This is a genomic window from Rhizobium sp. 22-785-1, assembly GCF_053521965.1.
Genome location: NZ_JBNWDI010000001.1, coordinates 141,159 through 157,514 on the forward strand (window position 1 = coordinate 141,159; position 16,356 = coordinate 157,514).

The window sequence follows — 16,356 nt, forward strand, 5'->3', positions numbered from 1 at the left end:
AACGTGTCATGCAAAATTCGGTAACCCATGCACAACTGCGGAGCTTCAATGCGGTTGTCAGCGAAGGAAACATGTCCTGCGCGGCGCGCAAGCTGGGGCTGAGCCAGCCCGCAATCACGGCACAGATCCGCTCGCTGGAGAGCAATTTCGGCGTTCTTCTTTTTGAGCGCACCGGCAGTGGCGTTAGGATGACGCCGCTCGCCCGCCGGCTTTATGCGGAAACATGCGGACTTGGAGAAATCGAGGATCTGGCCTTCAACATCCTGACGGCTTCGCAAGCGCTACAATCGGGCGATCTTCACGTTATGTGCGGCGCCCCCAATCCTGCCATGAAACTGATTGCGGAATATCGGCGGCTCTATCCGGGTGTCAGGGTCACGGCAACCTTCGGGAACTGGCATGATGTCAAATCCGCACTGTTCGATCTGCGATGCGATGCCGCCATCGTGACGGAAGCACCTGATCATCCCGACCTCACCGTCTATCCATACAGGGGGCAGCGTGTCGTGGCACTTCTTCATCCAGACCATCCCCTGGCTATGACCAAGCGGTCACTGTCTCTTCATGATCTGGAAGGTCAACCCGCGATCTTCAGAACGGAGCAATCGCTGACACAGAAAACAATCGACGACGCTCTTCAGGCCAACCGTATCGCCATCACGCCAGTTCTAAGGCTGGGTGCGCGCGAAGCGGTCTATGAGGCCGTGACGGAAGGGTTGGGGATCGGCTTCATGTTCGAGCTTGCGGTCATTCGCAATGATGGGCTGATACGGTTGCCGATCGACGAGTTGCCAGCGGTCTTCATGGAAAACGTAGCCTGTCTGTCGAAGAACCTCCGCCGAAGGGAAGTTGCCGCTCTGATGAATCTTGCCCAGGAAAAAGCTGTGCAACCGTAAGATCGAAACGTTCGATGGCGCGGACCCAGGATCAAGCTATCTCGATGGTAATGCTGCGTAGTTTCCGATCCTTTTCGATCCGCTGCCAGACCGGCATTATGGCGAATGCGAACTGTCCTCGATGCGGCGAACTGTGAACACCATGAACAGACGGCAGATACTGATTGGAACGGGCGCTGCGACACTGGCTTTGGCTGGAGCCTCCTATGCGGAATGGCGGCAGATGGGGTCGCTGGAAGCATATGAGAAGTCCGTCGCTGCCATGCGGTCGCCTTTTGCAGCACGTCCGGAGACCCGCGAGCTTATCCGCGCCGCGACGCTGGCGCCTAGCGGACACAATACCCAGCCATGGGTATTCAGCGCCGAGGCGGACGCCATTCGCATTCACCCCGATCTTTCGCGGCGGACGCCAATTGTTGACCCCGACGATCATCATCTCTTCGTCAGCCTTGGTTGCGCGGCGGAAAACCTTGCGATCACCGGAAATGCGATGGGACGTTCTGGAGCCCTCAGCTTCGATGCAACTGAAAGAACGGTTTCCTACGCTTTTGGTGATGCGCCTCCCGGTGATCCCGCCCTGTTCGATGCCATCGCCAAACGCCAGTCTACACGCGCAGACTATGACGGAAGACGGGTGAGCGCTGCCGACTTGAAACGGCTGGAAACGGCGGCCGCCGTCCCCGGCATCACGCTGGTCGTTTTGACAGAACCGTCCGTGGTCGCGCCTGTGCGGGATATGGTGATTGCCGGCAACGACCTGCAAATGGGTGACCCGGCGTTTATAAGGGAATTGAAGGCGTGGCTCCGCTTCAGCCCACGTCAGGCGCTGCGCTTGGGCGACGGCCTATTCAGTGCTGCGAGTGGTAGCCCCTCGCTGCCGGACTGGCTCGGGCCAAAGCTTTTCGACCTTTCGTTCAATGCCGCCGCCGAGAACGAGAAATATGCGCGTCATCTCAATTCATCCGCTGGTGTTGCTGTGTTCGTCTCTGACAAGGACGATAGCGACCATTGGTTTCGTGCCGGGCGCGCGTGCCAGCGGTTTTCCCTGCAGGCAACAGCGCTTGGGTTGAAGACAGCGTTCGTCAATCAGCCAGTCGAAGTGGCGAGCCTAAGGCCCGAGCTTGCGTCACTCGTCGGTCTGGCTGGCCGTCGGCCCGATCTCGTCATGCGGTTCGGCTACGGGTCTGAACTGCCATACTCGGCACGGCGGCCTGTTCAAGCGGTGCTGAGACATTGAGCCATCATTTGTATTGGGAGGGGAACAGGTCAGTGCCCCAACATATCGAGCGTTCAGCATCCTGACAGGTTCTTGGAGCCAATTACCCCGATGGGGCTCACATGCCCCTATTACATGGAGATGATAATGACGACGATCCAACTACTCGACCATCCTGTCCGGCGCTACGATCGTGTCGCGAGAAGCCTGCATTGGGTGATGGCGGCCCTGATCATCGCGGTATTCTCTCTGGGGCTTCTCGTCGATACGTTTCCGCCAAGCTGGGAAGACGGTGTCGTGAATATGCACAAGCTGATCGGCGTATCCATCCTCTGTCTCGTGGTTGTGCGGATAGTCTGGAGAGCCGGCCATAAGCCCCCACCGCCGGAGCCGACAGGCGCCCTGCTTGAGCGCATCTCGTCTGCCACCCACATCTCGCTTTACCTTCTGATGATAGCCGTGCCTCTGATCGGGCTCGGCTTTGCTGCCTGGCGCGGCCAGGGACTTGATTTCGGCCTTTTTTCGATAGCGCCGCTGATGTCGGAGAACAGAGGCGTCGCGCGGCAGATCGGCGAGATCCACGAACTTTCAGCCTACGCTCTGATCGCCCTAGCCAGTCTGCATGCGCTGGCCGCGCTCTGGCATTACGTCGTCCGCAAGGATAACGTGTTGCAGCGCATGCTTCCGTCCAAGTGAGGGGCGTGAACGCTATGTCGAATATCTCCGTCAAGGCAGAAGCCGACGCGATGCCGCAGCCGATCGGAGAGATCCTGCGTCTCCAGCAATCCCGGATTTTGATCGGTCTAGCAGCGACGGGTCTTGTCGTGGGCAGCATTTTGTCTTGGAGTGAACAGCCGGTCGCGGCCGGCTGGGTGTGGTCGGCGGCGACCCTGCCCGTGCTTCTCGGGCTCTTTGTTCAAATCGTGATGTCGCTGCAAAAGGGCGATGTAGGCCTCGATATCGTCGCCGCCCTTTCGATGTCTGCGGCATTGATTTTTGGCGAACCCTTGGCGGCGAACGTCGTCGCCATGATGTATGCTGGAGGGCAGGTCCTTGAGGATTTTGCGCAGGGGCGGGCCAAAAAGGAGATGACGGCTTTGATGGGGCGCGTCGCGCAAACCGCGATGCGTTTCGAAGGCGAAGTTCTGCAACAGGTTTTGATTACGGCAATCAAACCTGGAGACAGGCTTCTTATTCGCCAAGGTGACGTCTTACCGGTCGACGGCCGTGTGGCGAGCGATGTCGCCGTACTCGACCTATCTGCTCTGACGGGTGAATCGCTTCCGCAAAATATCCTCAAAGGTAACGAGGCGTTGAGTGGCTCTACATCCGCCGGTGCCGCGTTCGAGTTGATCGCAAGCCGTCCGGCGTCTGAGAGCACCTACGCCGGCATCGTGCGCCTGGTCGAAGCCGCACAATCCAGCAAAGCTCCCATGGTCCGCATGGCGGATCGTTACGCCATAGGTTTCCTGGCACTGACGGTGACGATCGCCGCGATCACCTGGCTTCTGACAGATGATACAATCCGGGTGCTCTCCGTCCTAGTCGTCGCTACGCCGTGCCCGCTGATTCTAGCCGTTCCGGTTGCTCTCATCTCCGGAATGTCGCGCACGGCACGCATAGGGGTTCTGGTGAAAGGTGGCGGCGTGCTCGAGACGATGTCGCGCGTCCGCACTGTCATCCTAGATAAAACCGGTACGATAACCCATGGACAGGCAGCGATCACCGAGATCAGGACACGCGACGGCTTTGCGGAGACCGTTGTTCTTAAGGCCGCAGCCAGTCTTGATCAGGCCTCCGGCCATGTGGTTGCAACGGCGCTGATCAAAGCGGCCCAATCGAGAGGGTTGGCTCTATCCGCACCGGTGTCAGTCGTGGAAACACCGGGCACAGGCATCAAGGGAACGGTGGATGGCCGGAAGGTGATTGTGGGCGGCAACAGCTTCGTTGCCGCAGAAACAGGTGATGTTCGGGCGGAGGATCTCCTCAAAAACATCGATCCTGGCGCCATGACCGTGGCCGTCGGTATAGACGGGAAGATCGCGGGGATTATCGTCCTTCAGGACCAGATCCGCACGGATGCGAAGCCGATGCTGGACGACCTGCGTCAGGCGGGCGTCAAGCGGCTGGTGCTGGCCTCCGGCGACCGGGGCAATATTGCCGATAAGGTCGGCAGACAGCTCGGTTTTGATCTTGTATTGGGTGATCTCTCGCCCGATGCCAAGGTCACTGCCGTCCGAAACGAGATTATGAACGGACCTGTCATGATGGTTGGCGACGGTGTCAACGACGCCCCGGCGCTTGCAGCAGCCGATGTCGGTGTCGCAATGGGCGCACACGGGACAGCCTCCTCGTCTGAGGCGGCCGGGGTTGTCCTATTGGTTGATGAACTGGCACCACTCGTAAAGGCGATGGCGGTGGCGCGCCGCAGTCGAGCCATAGCGCTTCAAAGTGTCGTGGCTGGCCTTGGAATGTCGCTTTGCGCCATGGCCTTCGCGAGTTTCGGGTATCTGCCACCGGTTCAGGGGGCTCTCACGCAGGAGGTTATCGACGTTGCGGTGATTCTGAATGCACTGAGAGCGCTTCGATGAGAAGCCTCTGCTCCAGTGGCATAGCAAAGGTCCTTAAGAAAATGCCGCAATCAAACACAAGCTATGCGCGGTGCTCTGTCGGCAATCCGATCCCGTGCCCCTGTAAGTGCGTTTTCCCCGGCCGTTGTCGCCTCTGTGCGCTAGATATCGAGGCGGAGGATTCCCGTTTAAATAGCACGAAGGGGGTGCTTTGCCGATCACGCGGCTGAATAGCATTGTCGACACAAACAGAAAAAGATCTCGGCTTGCGACGAAGGAACCGAACACTCCGCTTGTTTCCAAAGCAGAACGTCCTGTAGCTCTATTCGGCGGCAAATTGTTGATTCCACGAACGAATGACGGGCTCCTCAAGGCTGTGCTCGTAGCCGAGCACGCTTATGCTCGCAGTGCCGAGGGCAAAATCGGCGCCGTGACCGGGTGCCAGTCCGAGCCATCGTGCGGCTAGCACTCGTAAAAAATGCCCACTGGAAAACACGGCGATATTGTCGGCTTCTCTAAGCTCCTTGATGACGGCGTCTGCTCGGTTGCCGACATCTATCACGGACTCGCCGTCAGGGCATCCGTCGCGGAAGAGCCGCCAGCCCGGTCTCTGAACGTGTATCTGTTTCGTCGTGAGCCCTTCGTAGCTGCCGTAATCCCACTCCTCCAGATCTTCCCGCAGGGCGACTTTTTCCATATCGAACCCGGAGAGGGCATAGGTATGCATGGCTCGTTGGGTGGGGCTTGACCAAACTGCCGAAAAGGGGCGAGAGCGCAGATGATGTCCAAGCGCCCGACAGGAGCGCTCACCGCTCTGGGTCAATGCGACGTCGATATGGCCTGTATGGATGCCCGAAGCGCTCCAAGACGTCTCTGCGTGCCTCACCAGGGTGACCTGTGGATTGGGGTGGCCGACATGTTTCGTATCCTTTCGTATCGTCGTTCTCTCGCTTACATCATCGGCAGGCCGACGCTCCGGTTACCGCATGAAAGCATGCGGATTCTGATCACCAAGGTGTTCGCCCAGACGCCTTCGCGTCACGCGCTCCAGCGCCAGTCGAGCACTTCCGGCATGTCTTCCCCGTGTTCGCCGATGTAGAGCTTGTGCCGTTCCATCGTCGCCCAATAGCGAGCCTGCTCATGCGCAACCCGGTCACGCAAACGGGGAACGCGTTCGATTGCGTCCAGCGCAAGCTGATATCGATCCACGTTGTTCAACACGGTCATGTCGAAAGGCGTTGTGGTGGTGCCTTCTTCCTTGTATCCACGCACATGGATATTGCGATGATTGTTTCGCCGATAGGTGAGCTTGTGGATGAGAGCGGGATAGCCGTGAAACGCGAAGATGACCGGTTTGTCGGCTGTGAACATCTCATCAAACTCATGATCCTCAAGGCCATGGGGATGCTCTGTCTGTGGTTGTAGGACCATCAGATCGACCACGTTCACAACCCGGATGCAGATATCCGGGACATATTCGCGAAGCAGCGTTACGGCTGCAAGGGTTTCAAGGGTGGGGACATCTCCAGCACAGGCCATCACGACATCAGGCTCCTCGTCATCGGGGTTTCCCGCCCACTCCCATATACCGGCACCCTTGGTGCAGTGACGAACCGCCGCGTCAATATCCAGCCACTGCCATTCAGGTTGCTTGCCAGCCACGATAACATTGATGTAGCCGCGGCTGCGCAGGCAGTGATCGGCGACGGTGAGCAGGCAGTTCGCGTCAGGCGGCAGATAGATGCGCGCAACACCTGCCTTCTTGTTGGCGATATGGTCGATGAAACCAGGGTCCTGATGGGAGAACCCGTTATGGTCCTGCCGCCAGACATGCGAGGTGAGGAGATAATTGAGCGAAGCAATCGGACGGCGCCATGGAATGTCCTTGCAGACTTTCAGCCATTTCGCATGCTGGTTCACCATGGAATCGATGATGTGGATAAAGGCCTCGTAGCAGGAGAAGAGCCCGTGTCTTCCCGTAAGGAGATAGCCTTCCAGCCATCCCTGGCAGAGGTGTTCGCTGAGCACCTCCATGACCCGGCCATCCGGCGTCAAATTCGTATCGACGTCTTCGATCGAGGCCATCCATTCCTTGCCAGCGACGCCATAGACGGCGTCCAGCCGGTTCGATGCCGTTTCATCCGGCCCGAAGATCCTGAAATTCTGCTTGGAGAGATTAAGCGCCATGATGTCGCGCAGGAAATATCCGAGGATTCGGGTTGCCTCCGCCTCGACCGTTCCCGGTGCTGACATCGCCACGGCATAATCGTGAAACGACGGCATCGACAGGGACTGCATGACTTCGCCGCCATTGGCATGGGGGTTGGACCCCATACGCCGATGCCCCGTGGGAGCCAGCGATGACAGTTCCTCATTTAGCTTTCCATGCTCGTCAAAGAGTTCTTCGGGGCGGTAGCTCTTCATCCAGTCTTCGAGCTGTTTGAGATGTTCCGGCTTCTTGAAATTGGCAATCGGCACCTGATGCGCCCGCCAGGTTCCCTCGACCGGATTGCCGTCGACGAATTTCGGGCCTGTCCAGCCCTTCGGTGTGCGAAAGACGATCATCGGCCAGCGCGGGCGCTCGATATTCATCGGATCGGTCTGCTCGCGTGCTGCGGCCTGGATCGCCTTGATCTTCGAAAGAGCCAGATCGAGGGTCGCTGCCAGGCTTTGGTGAACAAGGTCTGGATCGCTGCCTTCAACGAAGAATGGTTCGTATCCATAGCCTTCGAACAAGGCCGTGAGTTCCTTGCGGCTGATGCGAGCCAGGATCGTCGGATTCGCTATCTTGAATCCGTTCAGATGGAGGATCGGCAGGACTGCACCGTCGCGGGCGGGATTAAGAAACTTGTTGGAGTGCCAGCTCGCCGCGAGCGCGCCGGTCTCGGCCTCTCCATCGCCAACCACGCAACTGACGATCAGGTCCGGATTGTCGAAGGCTGCGCCATAAGCATGGGCGAGGGAGTAGCCGAGTTCTCCACCTTCATGGATGGAGCCGGGTGTTTCCGGCGCGACATGGCTCGGTATTCCGTAAGGCCAGGAAAACTGTCGAAACAACCGGTGCAAGCCATTCCGGCTCTGTTCGATTGCCGGATATCGCTCGGTATAGGAGCCTTCCAGATAGGTCTGCGCAACGACGCCAGGACCGCCGTGACCTGGCCCCATGACGTAGATCATGTTGAGATCGTTTTCGACAATCAGCCGATTGAGGTGCACGTAGAGAAAATTGAGGCCAGGCGTGGTGCCCCAATGCCCAAGCAGACGAGACTTGACGTGCTCCATCGTCAAGGGGCGATCCAGCATCGCATTGTCCTTGAGATAGATCTGCCCGACGGAAAGGTAGTTCGAGGCGCGCCAGTAGGCGTCCATACGGCGAAGAAGATCTGGCGATAAGGTTTCCGACAATGTCTGGTCTCCTGGAGTGATGGCGCCTGTGAGACGCAGAAAATTGATCCTCGCAATCCTGTACCGTCACGCGGCGACATGGATAATGGCTGCCAGTCTCAAGTGGGGAGCATGTTCAGTACGTCTGTCGTCCACTGATCGCATCAACGACAATGCCGAAGAAGATGGGCTTGGATTTCGTCAGCTCATTGTTTTCCGGTTTTAGATATCCCGGCTCCCACCACAGTTCTCGTTTCTGAAGCAGGTCCCATGCATGGATGCGCTCATTGTGGTGTTCCGAGCTATCGGGCAGTTCATGGTACTGGCCTTGAACAACGACGCTCTTCCAGAAACCGTGATCAGACCGCTCTTCCATTTGAAGGCAAGCGTGCGGGTTTGATCTCAGCCAGTCGATTTTCTGACCTGGCATCGAGAAGACGTACATCTTGTCGATGCCGTAGGCGTAGTGAACAGGCACGATATAGGGACGGCCATCTTTTACGCAGGCCAGGTGCCCGAAGTGGCCCTTCGAAAGGCAATCCATGCATTCGTGGTCGGTCATTTCCCTGACGGGCATTTAATAGGCTCCATGAAAAAGGTTGTGACGCGGGTCCGAGGCTGACGATGCCAGCAAAGTGGCATTGATTGATGAAGGCCGCTCAGTCGCGATGTTGGACATCAACTTATCCGTTACGATCAGAACGAATAGCCTCGGAAACTACCTAACGGGAACCGCCACCAGTGTCGGCGACGCGGTGAATACGCATTTTCGAGCCGCGTGATCGTGCGAGCTTAGGTAGTTCCCGATTCTTTTGTTAACGACAGGCACGAACTAGACCGTTGCCTCCAACTCATTCACGAAGGCGAGTTGCATGAGTAACGGCATGCGGTTCTAGCCAAGACAGCCGGAGTGCTGCGCTTATATCGGCCTGATGCACGCTTAGAATATTCACTGCGCTTCGATGACGGAGCGTTCGACGTCCCATTCTTGAAAAGAAGCAAATGAAAATCACTGTCTTCAGCGCGCAGTCCTATGACCGTCAGTTCCTCAACGAGGCAAATCAGGCCGAGCCCAGACCTTATGATGTTGAATTGATCTATCAGCAGGCAACCCTCTCGCTGCAAACTGCCGCGCTGGCGCAAGGCAGTGAAGCGATATGTGTCTTCGTGAACGACCGTCTCGACGCGCCTGTTCTGGAAGCTCTCGCCAGACTCGGGGTGAGGGGCATTCTCCTGCGTTGTGCCGGTTTCAACAATGTCGACATCGATACTGCAGCCAGCCTCGGATTGTTTGTCGCACGGGTGCCGGCTTACTCGCCGGAAGCCGTGGCCGAGCATACCATCGCTCTGATCATGACCCTGAACCGCCATACGCACCGCGCTTACAATCGTGTCCGCGAGGGCAATTTCATGCTCGACGGACTGCTGGGAATGACAATGCGCGGCAAGACTGTGGGTATAGTCGGTACCGGAAAGATCGGACGTGCGACTGCACGCATCCTCAGAGGATTCGGCTGCGATGTTCTCGGTTGCGATCCTTTGCCATCGCCGGAATTCAAGCGCCTTGGCGACATGGTCGACCTGCAACCGCTTCTCGAACAGTCGGACATCGTCACACTTCATTGCCCGCTGGTCGAGGACAACCGACACATGATCAACGCCGACTCGCTTTTGCTTATGAAGGCGGGCGCGATGCTCATCAACACATCTCGCGGGGGACTGATCGATACCAACGCTGCCATCTCGGCACTCAAGACCCGGCATCTGGGCGCGCTCGGGATCGACGTCTACGAACAGGAAAGCGCGCTGTTCTTCCACGACCGCTCATCCGACATCATCGACGACGACGTCTTCCAGAGACTGATGACTTTCCCAAACGTGCTGGTCACTGGCCACCAGGGCTTCTTCACCACCGAGGCAATGCGTGAAATCTCCGCCGTGACGTTCCAGAACCTTCACTGCCTGGCCGAGGGCGTGCCGTGCGCTAACGCTGTCGTTGGCAGCTAATTCTACCTTTCTTCGTCGCCATTCATGGCGCGTACACGCCTTGAGGACCTATTCGATGTGGCAACAGATCTACGACCCGCTGGGCAATCCCTATCTTTCCGCGCTGATGGCAGCGGTGCCGATCCTGTTCTTCTTGCTGGCACTCGTATTGCTGAAAATGAAGGGACTGAATGCCGCAATCATTACCCTTGCGATTTCTGTTGCCGTTTCCCTGTTGGTCTTTCACATGCCCATCGGAAAGATCCTGGGTGCGGCACTTTTCGGGGTGTTGGGCGGTCTCTGGCCGATCGGCTATATCGTTCTGATGGCTGTCTGGCTGTACAAGCTCGCGGTTAAAAGCGGCAAGTTCGAGGTGATACGGGGCAGTATTTCTACCATATCCGACGATCAGCGCATTCAGGTGATCCTGATCGCCTTCTGCTTCGGCGCCTTTCTGGAGGGAGCAGCGGGCTTCGGTGTTCCGATCGCGATCTGCGCCGCGCTGCTTGTCGAGCTCGGTTTCAAACCAATCAAGGCTGCTATGCTTTGTCTGCTGGCCAATGCTGCTGCTGGAGCTTACGGCGCTATCGGCATTCCTATTCTGGTGGGTGCCCAACAGGGTGGCGTCGATCTCACTGCCATGTCGGTCATGATGATTGCCATCGTCCAACTTTCGACCCTGTTCATCCCGACTTTGCTTATCCTCGTACTGGATGGCTTGCGTGGTGTTCGCGAAACCTGGCCAGTCCTGCTTCTGATCGGCGTTCTGTTCAGCGCAGTCCAGACCATGACGTTGTACCTCATCGGACCCGAACTCACCGACATCATCGCGCCTCTCGTGTCCATGGCGGTGCTTGCTCTCTTCATGCAGGCCTGGCAGCCCAAGCGTATCTACCGGGAGGAAGGCGCGCCTGAGGTCTCGTCACAGCGCTGGCCGCTCAAGGATGTCATCGCGGCTTGGTCGCCCTTCTATATCCTCACAGGTGTGATCCTGATCTGGAGCGCTCCCGCCTTCAAAAGCCTGTTTGCTGAAGGCGGTCTTTTGTCGGGCACGGTCCTTCACCTGCCGATACCGTTCCTGCATCTGCAAGTCGAAGAACTACCGCCAATCACGGGTGCCGCCCACTCGCTCCCAGCACTCTGGAATGTCGCGCTGATCAGTGCTCCGGGTACTGCGATCCTGATCGCGGCGCTGCTGACGACATCAATGTCATCCAAGCTGTCACCGTCCATGGCATGGGAGCAGTTGAGGGTTGCGGCTGGAGAGTTGTGGCGGCCGCTTGCGATGATCTCGCTGATCATGGCCGTTGCCTATATCGCGAATTTTTCCGGTGCGTCGTCCAGCATCGGATTGGGCCTTGCCCGGACGGGGTGGGTATTCCCGCTGATCGCGCCAATCATCGGCTGGTTCGGGGTGTTCATCACGGGATCGGTGGTGAACGGCAACTCTCTGTTTGCCCACCTGCAATCCGTGACGGCGGCACAGATCGGCACAAGTCCGGCGTTGCTGGTCGCAGCCAATACAAGCGGCGGGGTGATGGCCAAGCTGGTTTCGCCTCAGTCGATCGCCATTGCCGCGGCGGCCGTTGGACTGGTGGGGAGCGAAGCAGCCATTCTGCGAACTACACTGATCTACAGTCTGGGCTTGCTGATTCATGTCTGCGTCTGGACCTTCATGCTTTCGTTTTTGATGTGAAGTGTCTGCCTCTACGTCAAGCACATCCAAAATCTTCCGTTGTCACATTCCAAGTACTGCGCGTTGAGCTGTCACCTCCGGAGACATGATGAAAAATCCTTACGACGTTCTGGGTCTGACACCCAAAGCCTCCGAAGATGAAATCCGCAAGACGTTTCGCCGACTGGCGAAAACCTGCCACCCGGATCTGCATCCCGGAGATACCAAGGCAGAGGGCCGGTTCAAGGAACTCTCACTTGCCAACGAAATCATTTCCGATCCTGAAAAACGCAAACGTTTCGACGCTGGCGAGATCGATGCTTCCGGGGCTGAGCGTGCCCGCCAACAATATTACAAGGATTATGCCGAGGACCCTCGCCAGTCTGGCCACCCTTATGAGAACGCTTCGGGGTTTTCCGATTTTGCGGGCGCAGACGACATCTTCGCAGATATGTTCGGAAGGGGCGCCCGTCAATCGCACCGCGCTCGTGGTACCGACCTGAAGTACAAGCTCAAGATTGATTTCCTGGAGGCTGTGAATGGCGGCAAGAAACGAATTTCGCTTCCAGATGGAGGCTCGCTCGATCTAACGATTCCACCGGGTATAGAGACCGGGAAGGTGTTGCGTCTGCGTGGCAAGGGAACTCCTGCTCCTTCAGCACATGGCGAAGAAGGCGATGCGCTTGTCGAAATTTCTGTAGGCTCCCATCGCTACTTCGTTCGGCACGGAAACGATATCCACGTGACGATGCCGATCACGATATCAGACGCCGTTGCAGGCGCGCGGATCAAGGCGCCGACGCCGTCGGGAAACGTTATGCTGAGGGTGCCGATAGGAACCAACAGCGGAACCGTTGTGCGTTTGAAAGGCAAAGGCGTTCCAATCAAGGACAACCCCGGCGATGAGTTGATCTCTTTCCAGATCATGCTGCCGAAGGTGGCTGATCCGGAACTCGAAGCATTCCTCGCAGGGTGGAAGCCACCTCATGACTACGATCCCCGAAAGGAGATGAGCCTATGATCATCAACCGTCTGGAGTTTATGCATCGGGTGCGGATCGATCAGCAGACACTTGATGTCTGGCTTGGCGAACAGTGGCTTATTCCCAACGACAACCTTTCAAATATGGAGTTCTCCGAGATCGATCTCGTTCGTGCGTCGTTTATACTCGATCTCCAGCGGGATCTTGGGGTCAACGACGAGGGCGTCGGTATCATCCTTGATCTTGTTGATCAGATGCACGGTCTACGAAAAGCACTAAGGGTGCTCACGCAGCCGTCATCTGGGAAAGATACGTCGGAATTCAATGTTTGAGATCGAAGCGGTCAACTGAACCGCAGATGTGAGTGGGAAAGCTTTTCGCAACGATCGTCTAGGACCATCGAAGGCTCTGGGTAATTTCCGATGCTATCGGCATGCCTTACCGCCCACTAACTTGGATACATCAACGGGACGTATCGACGGAGCATGACGCTTTCGCCTGCAGCCCGGTTGCCCAAGAATGGCCATTGATCAGCCGCGCGAGCAGTTCTGAGAATGCCATTCAATTGATGTTGGAGAAGACCATGCAGACCGATAAGCATTTGCAGAAGGCCGTTACCGAAGAACTGTCCTGGGAGCCCAGCATCAATGCTGCACATATTGGCGTCACCGCGGATAACGGGGTCGTTACACTGACTGGCCACGTCAACACATACATCGAAAAGCAGGCTGCTGAGAAAGCAACCCGTCGCGTCAAGGGCGTAAAGGCCGTGGCCGAGGAAATCGAAGTCAAACTTGCATTCGACGTACAGCGCACGGATGCAGACATCGCGGCGGCCGCATTGAATCGTCTGGAATGGGACGTCGAAGTCCCGGATGATGCCATTCGTGTCAAGGTCGAGAAGGGTTGGGTCACACTGACCGGAGAAGTCGAATGGCACTTCCAGAAACTAGCCGCCGAACGCGACGTGCGTGCCCTCCTTGGGGTTGTCGGTGTCTCCAATCAAACGAGCATCAAGCCGCGGGTCAACGAGAAGAACATCAGCGAGGACATCAGGCACGCGTTGCATCGCTCGCGGTTCGACGCAAAGACGATCAGTGTGTCGGCCAAGGGTGGCGAAGTCCACCTGACCGGTTCTGCCGATTCCTGGTATGACCGCCAGCTTGCAGGTTCCACTGCTTGGGCTGCACCAGGAACCACCAATGTTCAGAACGACATCACGATCAACTGGTAGCATCCATCCGCCAAGTGGAAATGGGGGAGGCCGCGACGGCCTCCTTCTTTCCTTCCCGCGCTGCCTGCCTTCTCCGCCTCACAGGTTGGGTAGAACGTACAGGGCAGGGAATGTTGCAGCCATCGCCTTCGTCGCGAAAAGGAAAGCATCATGATCAAATTCCAAACAAACCCGACATCCGTTTCTCGCTCCGACAGGTCCTCGATCAAGGCCTATCTCGTTGGGGGCGGCATCGCCTCTCTGGCATCGGCAGCATTTCTGATCCGGGATGGCGATCTCCTCGGACACAACATCACGATACTTGAAGAACTCGACACGTTGGGCGGCAGCCTGGACGGCTCCGGTTCCCCGGAAGCGGGATACGTGCTTCGTGGTGGACGGATGCTGGAAAGCAAATACCTCTGCACCTTTGATCTGTTCTCGTCCATCCCGACCTTGAACGGTGATGTCAGCGTGACGGAGGAGATTTTCGCCTGGAACAAGACGATGAGGACATCGTCGAAGTCCAGGATTTTCAGGGATGGACATCGCCTTACGGCTCCGGCATTCGGCCTGCGCGAAAAGCACATTCTTACCATTGAACGTCTGGCACTGGAGCCCGAAAAGCTGCTTGGGCGGAGCACGATCGCCGATCAGTTCGACGCTGATTTTTTCAAAACGGATTTCTGGTTCATGTGGTGCACCACGTTCGCGTTCCAGCAATGGCACAGCGCCGTGGAATTCAAGCGATACCTCGTCCGGTTTGCTCACATGGTTTCGGGCTTCCAGCGCCTCGAGGGCATCATGCGAACGCCATTGAACCAATACGATTCAATGGTCCGGCCGTTGGTAAAATGGCTTGAGGAGCGCGGTGTCAACTTTCAGACGAATACGCGCGTGACCGATCTTGAGTTCGGCGGCAAAAGCGTGAGACGGATCCTGTTCGAGTGCGATGGCAAGGCGGACGAAATCGCCGTCCTGCCCAACGATCTCGTCATCGCAACACTCGGATCGATGACCGAGGGTTCCAGCATCGGAAGCATGGATACGGTTCCGGTGTTAAACACCAGGCTTCATGGTGGTGCCTGGACCTTATGGGACAAACTTGCTGTCGATCGTCCGGAGTTTGGTCGCCCCGATGTGTTCTGCGGTCATATTGACAGCTCGAAATGGGTGTCCTTCACGACAACGCTGCGGGATGACGCGTTTCTAAAATTGGTCCGCGATCTCACTGGCAACGTTCCGGGCGAGGGGGGCCTGGTCACGTTCTCGGATTCCGCCTGGTTGGCGTCGATCGTCATCCCATCCCAGCCGCATTTCATCGATCAGCCCAAGAATGCCAGCGTCTTCTGGGGCTACGGTCTTGCGGTCGACGAGCCCGGAGATTTCGTGAGCAAGCCCATGTCTGCCTGCACGGGGCGTGAGATCATGACCGAGATCATCGGCCATCTCCGGCTAAAGGCACTCAGCGCGACCCTGTTGAACGATGCGATTTGCATTCCATGCATGATGCCGTTCATCACAAGTCAGTTCCTTCCACGACAGGCAGGCGACCGCCCTGAGATCATCCCAGATGGATACACGAACCTGGCCTTCACCGGGCAGTTCTGCGAGCTTCCTGACGACGTGGTGTTCACTGTGGAATATTCCATACGCTCTGCGCAAACCGCCGTCAGTCGCATGCTCGGCCTGAAGCGCACGGCACCTCCCGTGTACAAAGGGCAGTTCGATCCAAAGGTGATCTACGAGGCATTCAGGGCCTTGCATGGTATGGCCGCCTAAAGGCAGTAATTATCCGGCTCGGATCAGCCGGTTGTTGAGCACAGAACTCAGCCATTAAGGCAGTGGCCGCGTGTTGTGCGTAAGGATATGAACTATTTAAATGCGATAACCACGGAACGGGCTCATGTCCGTCCCGCCGTTTGAGGTTCTATCCTGAGCGCGGCGTCAATCGCGTTGGTCAAAGCAGAGTCCATGAATGGCTTCTGCAGGATGATCGCATCCGGGCCGACTTCCCCCTCCGACAACCTGTCACCTGTCGTGAAGATGTGAGGCACGAATCCGCTTTTCAAAATAGTCGTCGCTGCGCCCGATCCGCTACCCTCGCGAAGATGCATGTCGATGATCAGGAGATCTGGCTTGAGCCTCCCTGCGGTTTCGACCGCTGAGGATTCGGTGGTTTCGATCGCGATCACGTCGTTGCCCATTTCCACGAGAAGCTCGGCGAAATAGAGCGAAATCAAAGGATCGTCCTCGACGAGCATGATGCGCACCTTTTTCACGGACGATATCCCGGCGAGGTAGAATGGGAAATGCTCTCAGGCAATCCGGTCTGGTTAGAGCGCATGGTATAACTCCTGTTTGTGAGGCCGGCGGATGTCGACCTGCGTCGACGACCGTCTTCAAACCGTAAGCCTATTCGCTGTCTCACTGT

14 protein-coding genes are annotated in these 16,356 nt (G+C 57.2%); 10 read left to right on the forward strand and 4 right to left on the reverse strand.

Going from position 1 to position 16,356, the window contains the following annotated elements:
• Positions 1-8: 8 nt before the first annotated feature.
• The 4 genes from ACQZ5M_RS00725 (at position 9) to ACQZ5M_RS00740 (ending at position 4,703) form a co-directional block, all read left to right on the forward strand.
• Positions 9-896 carry a LysR family transcriptional regulator gene (locus ACQZ5M_RS00725; protein WP_449078862.1) on the forward strand — a complete coding sequence of 296 codons (888 nt, stop codon included), beginning with the start codon at positions 9-11 and terminating at the stop codon, positions 894-896.
• Positions 897-1,038: 142 nt separating this feature from the next.
• On the forward strand, positions 1,039-2,133 hold the full coding sequence (locus ACQZ5M_RS00730) for an Acg family FMN-binding oxidoreductase (RefSeq protein WP_449078863.1): 1,095 nt from the start codon (positions 1,039-1,041) through the stop codon (positions 2,131-2,133).
• A gap of 126 nt (positions 2,134-2,259) precedes the next feature.
• Positions 2,260-2,808: a cytochrome b gene (locus ACQZ5M_RS00735; protein WP_449078864.1), complete on the forward strand. Its 549-nt coding sequence runs from the start codon at positions 2,260-2,262 to the stop codon at positions 2,806-2,808.
• 14 nt (positions 2,809-2,822) lie between these two features.
• On the forward strand, positions 2,823-4,703 hold the full coding sequence (locus tag ACQZ5M_RS00740; RefSeq protein WP_449078865.1) for a heavy metal translocating P-type ATPase: 1,881 nt from the start codon (positions 2,823-2,825) through the stop codon (positions 4,701-4,703).
• Between the two features lie 301 nt (positions 4,704-5,004).
• Here ACQZ5M_RS00740 and ACQZ5M_RS00745 read toward each other — a convergent pair whose 3' ends face one another.
• The 3 genes from ACQZ5M_RS00745 to ACQZ5M_RS00755 all read right to left on the reverse strand — a co-directional run bounded on the left by ACQZ5M_RS00745 (position 5,005) and on the right by ACQZ5M_RS00755 (position 8,643).
• Positions 5,005-5,619 carry a histidine phosphatase family protein gene (locus ACQZ5M_RS00745; RefSeq protein WP_449079175.1) on the reverse strand — a complete coding sequence of 205 codons (615 nt, stop codon included), beginning with the start codon at positions 5,617-5,619 and terminating at the stop codon, positions 5,005-5,007.
• Positions 5,620-5,720: 101 nt separating this feature from the next.
• Entirely contained in the window at positions 5,721-8,087 is a 2,367-nt protein-coding gene (locus ACQZ5M_RS00750; protein WP_449078866.1) for a phosphoketolase family protein, read from the reverse strand.
• Positions 8,088-8,202: 115 nt separating this feature from the next.
• Positions 8,203-8,643, reverse strand: coding sequence for a pyridoxamine 5'-phosphate oxidase family protein (locus ACQZ5M_RS00755; RefSeq protein WP_449078867.1), 441 nt, complete (start codon positions 8,641-8,643; stop codon positions 8,203-8,205).
• Positions 8,644-9,068: 425 nt separating this feature from the next.
• Here ACQZ5M_RS00755 and ACQZ5M_RS00760 point away from each other — a divergent pair, with 425 nt between their 5' ends.
• The 6 genes from ACQZ5M_RS00760 to ACQZ5M_RS00785 all read left to right on the forward strand — a co-directional run bounded on the left by ACQZ5M_RS00760 (position 9,069) and on the right by ACQZ5M_RS00785 (position 15,704).
• Entirely contained in the window at positions 9,069-10,073 is a 1,005-nt protein-coding gene (locus tag ACQZ5M_RS00760; protein WP_449078868.1) for a 2-hydroxyacid dehydrogenase, read from the forward strand.
• Between the two features lie 55 nt (positions 10,074-10,128).
• Positions 10,129-11,748: an L-lactate permease gene (locus ACQZ5M_RS00765; protein WP_449078869.1), complete on the forward strand. Its 1,620-nt coding sequence runs from the start codon at positions 10,129-10,131 to the stop codon at positions 11,746-11,748.
• A gap of 88 nt (positions 11,749-11,836) precedes the next feature.
• On the forward strand, positions 11,837-12,748 hold the full coding sequence (locus ACQZ5M_RS00770) for a DnaJ C-terminal domain-containing protein (RefSeq protein ID WP_449078870.1): 912 nt from the start codon (positions 11,837-11,839) through the stop codon (positions 12,746-12,748).
• Entirely contained in the window at positions 12,745-13,041 is a 297-nt protein-coding gene (locus ACQZ5M_RS00775; RefSeq protein WP_449078871.1) for a chaperone modulator CbpM, read from the forward strand. Before ACQZ5M_RS00770 ends, ACQZ5M_RS00775 begins: the two co-directional genes overlap by 4 nt.
• 251 nt (positions 13,042-13,292) lie before the next feature.
• Positions 13,293-13,943, forward strand: a complete 651-nt coding sequence (locus ACQZ5M_RS00780) for a BON domain-containing protein (protein ID WP_449078872.1) — start codon at positions 13,293-13,295, stop codon at positions 13,941-13,943.
• A 150-nt stretch (positions 13,944-14,093) separates the two neighbouring features.
• Entirely contained in the window at positions 14,094-15,704 is a 1,611-nt protein-coding gene (locus ACQZ5M_RS00785) for an oleate hydratase (RefSeq protein WP_449078873.1), read from the forward strand.
• A 122-nt stretch (positions 15,705-15,826) separates the two neighbouring features.
• Here ACQZ5M_RS00785 and ACQZ5M_RS00790 read toward each other — a convergent pair whose 3' ends face one another.
• A complete protein-coding gene (locus tag ACQZ5M_RS00790) occupies positions 15,827-16,204 on the reverse strand; it encodes a response regulator (protein WP_449078874.1) in 378 nt (125 codons plus the stop codon).
• Positions 16,205-16,356 lie beyond the last annotated feature (152 nt).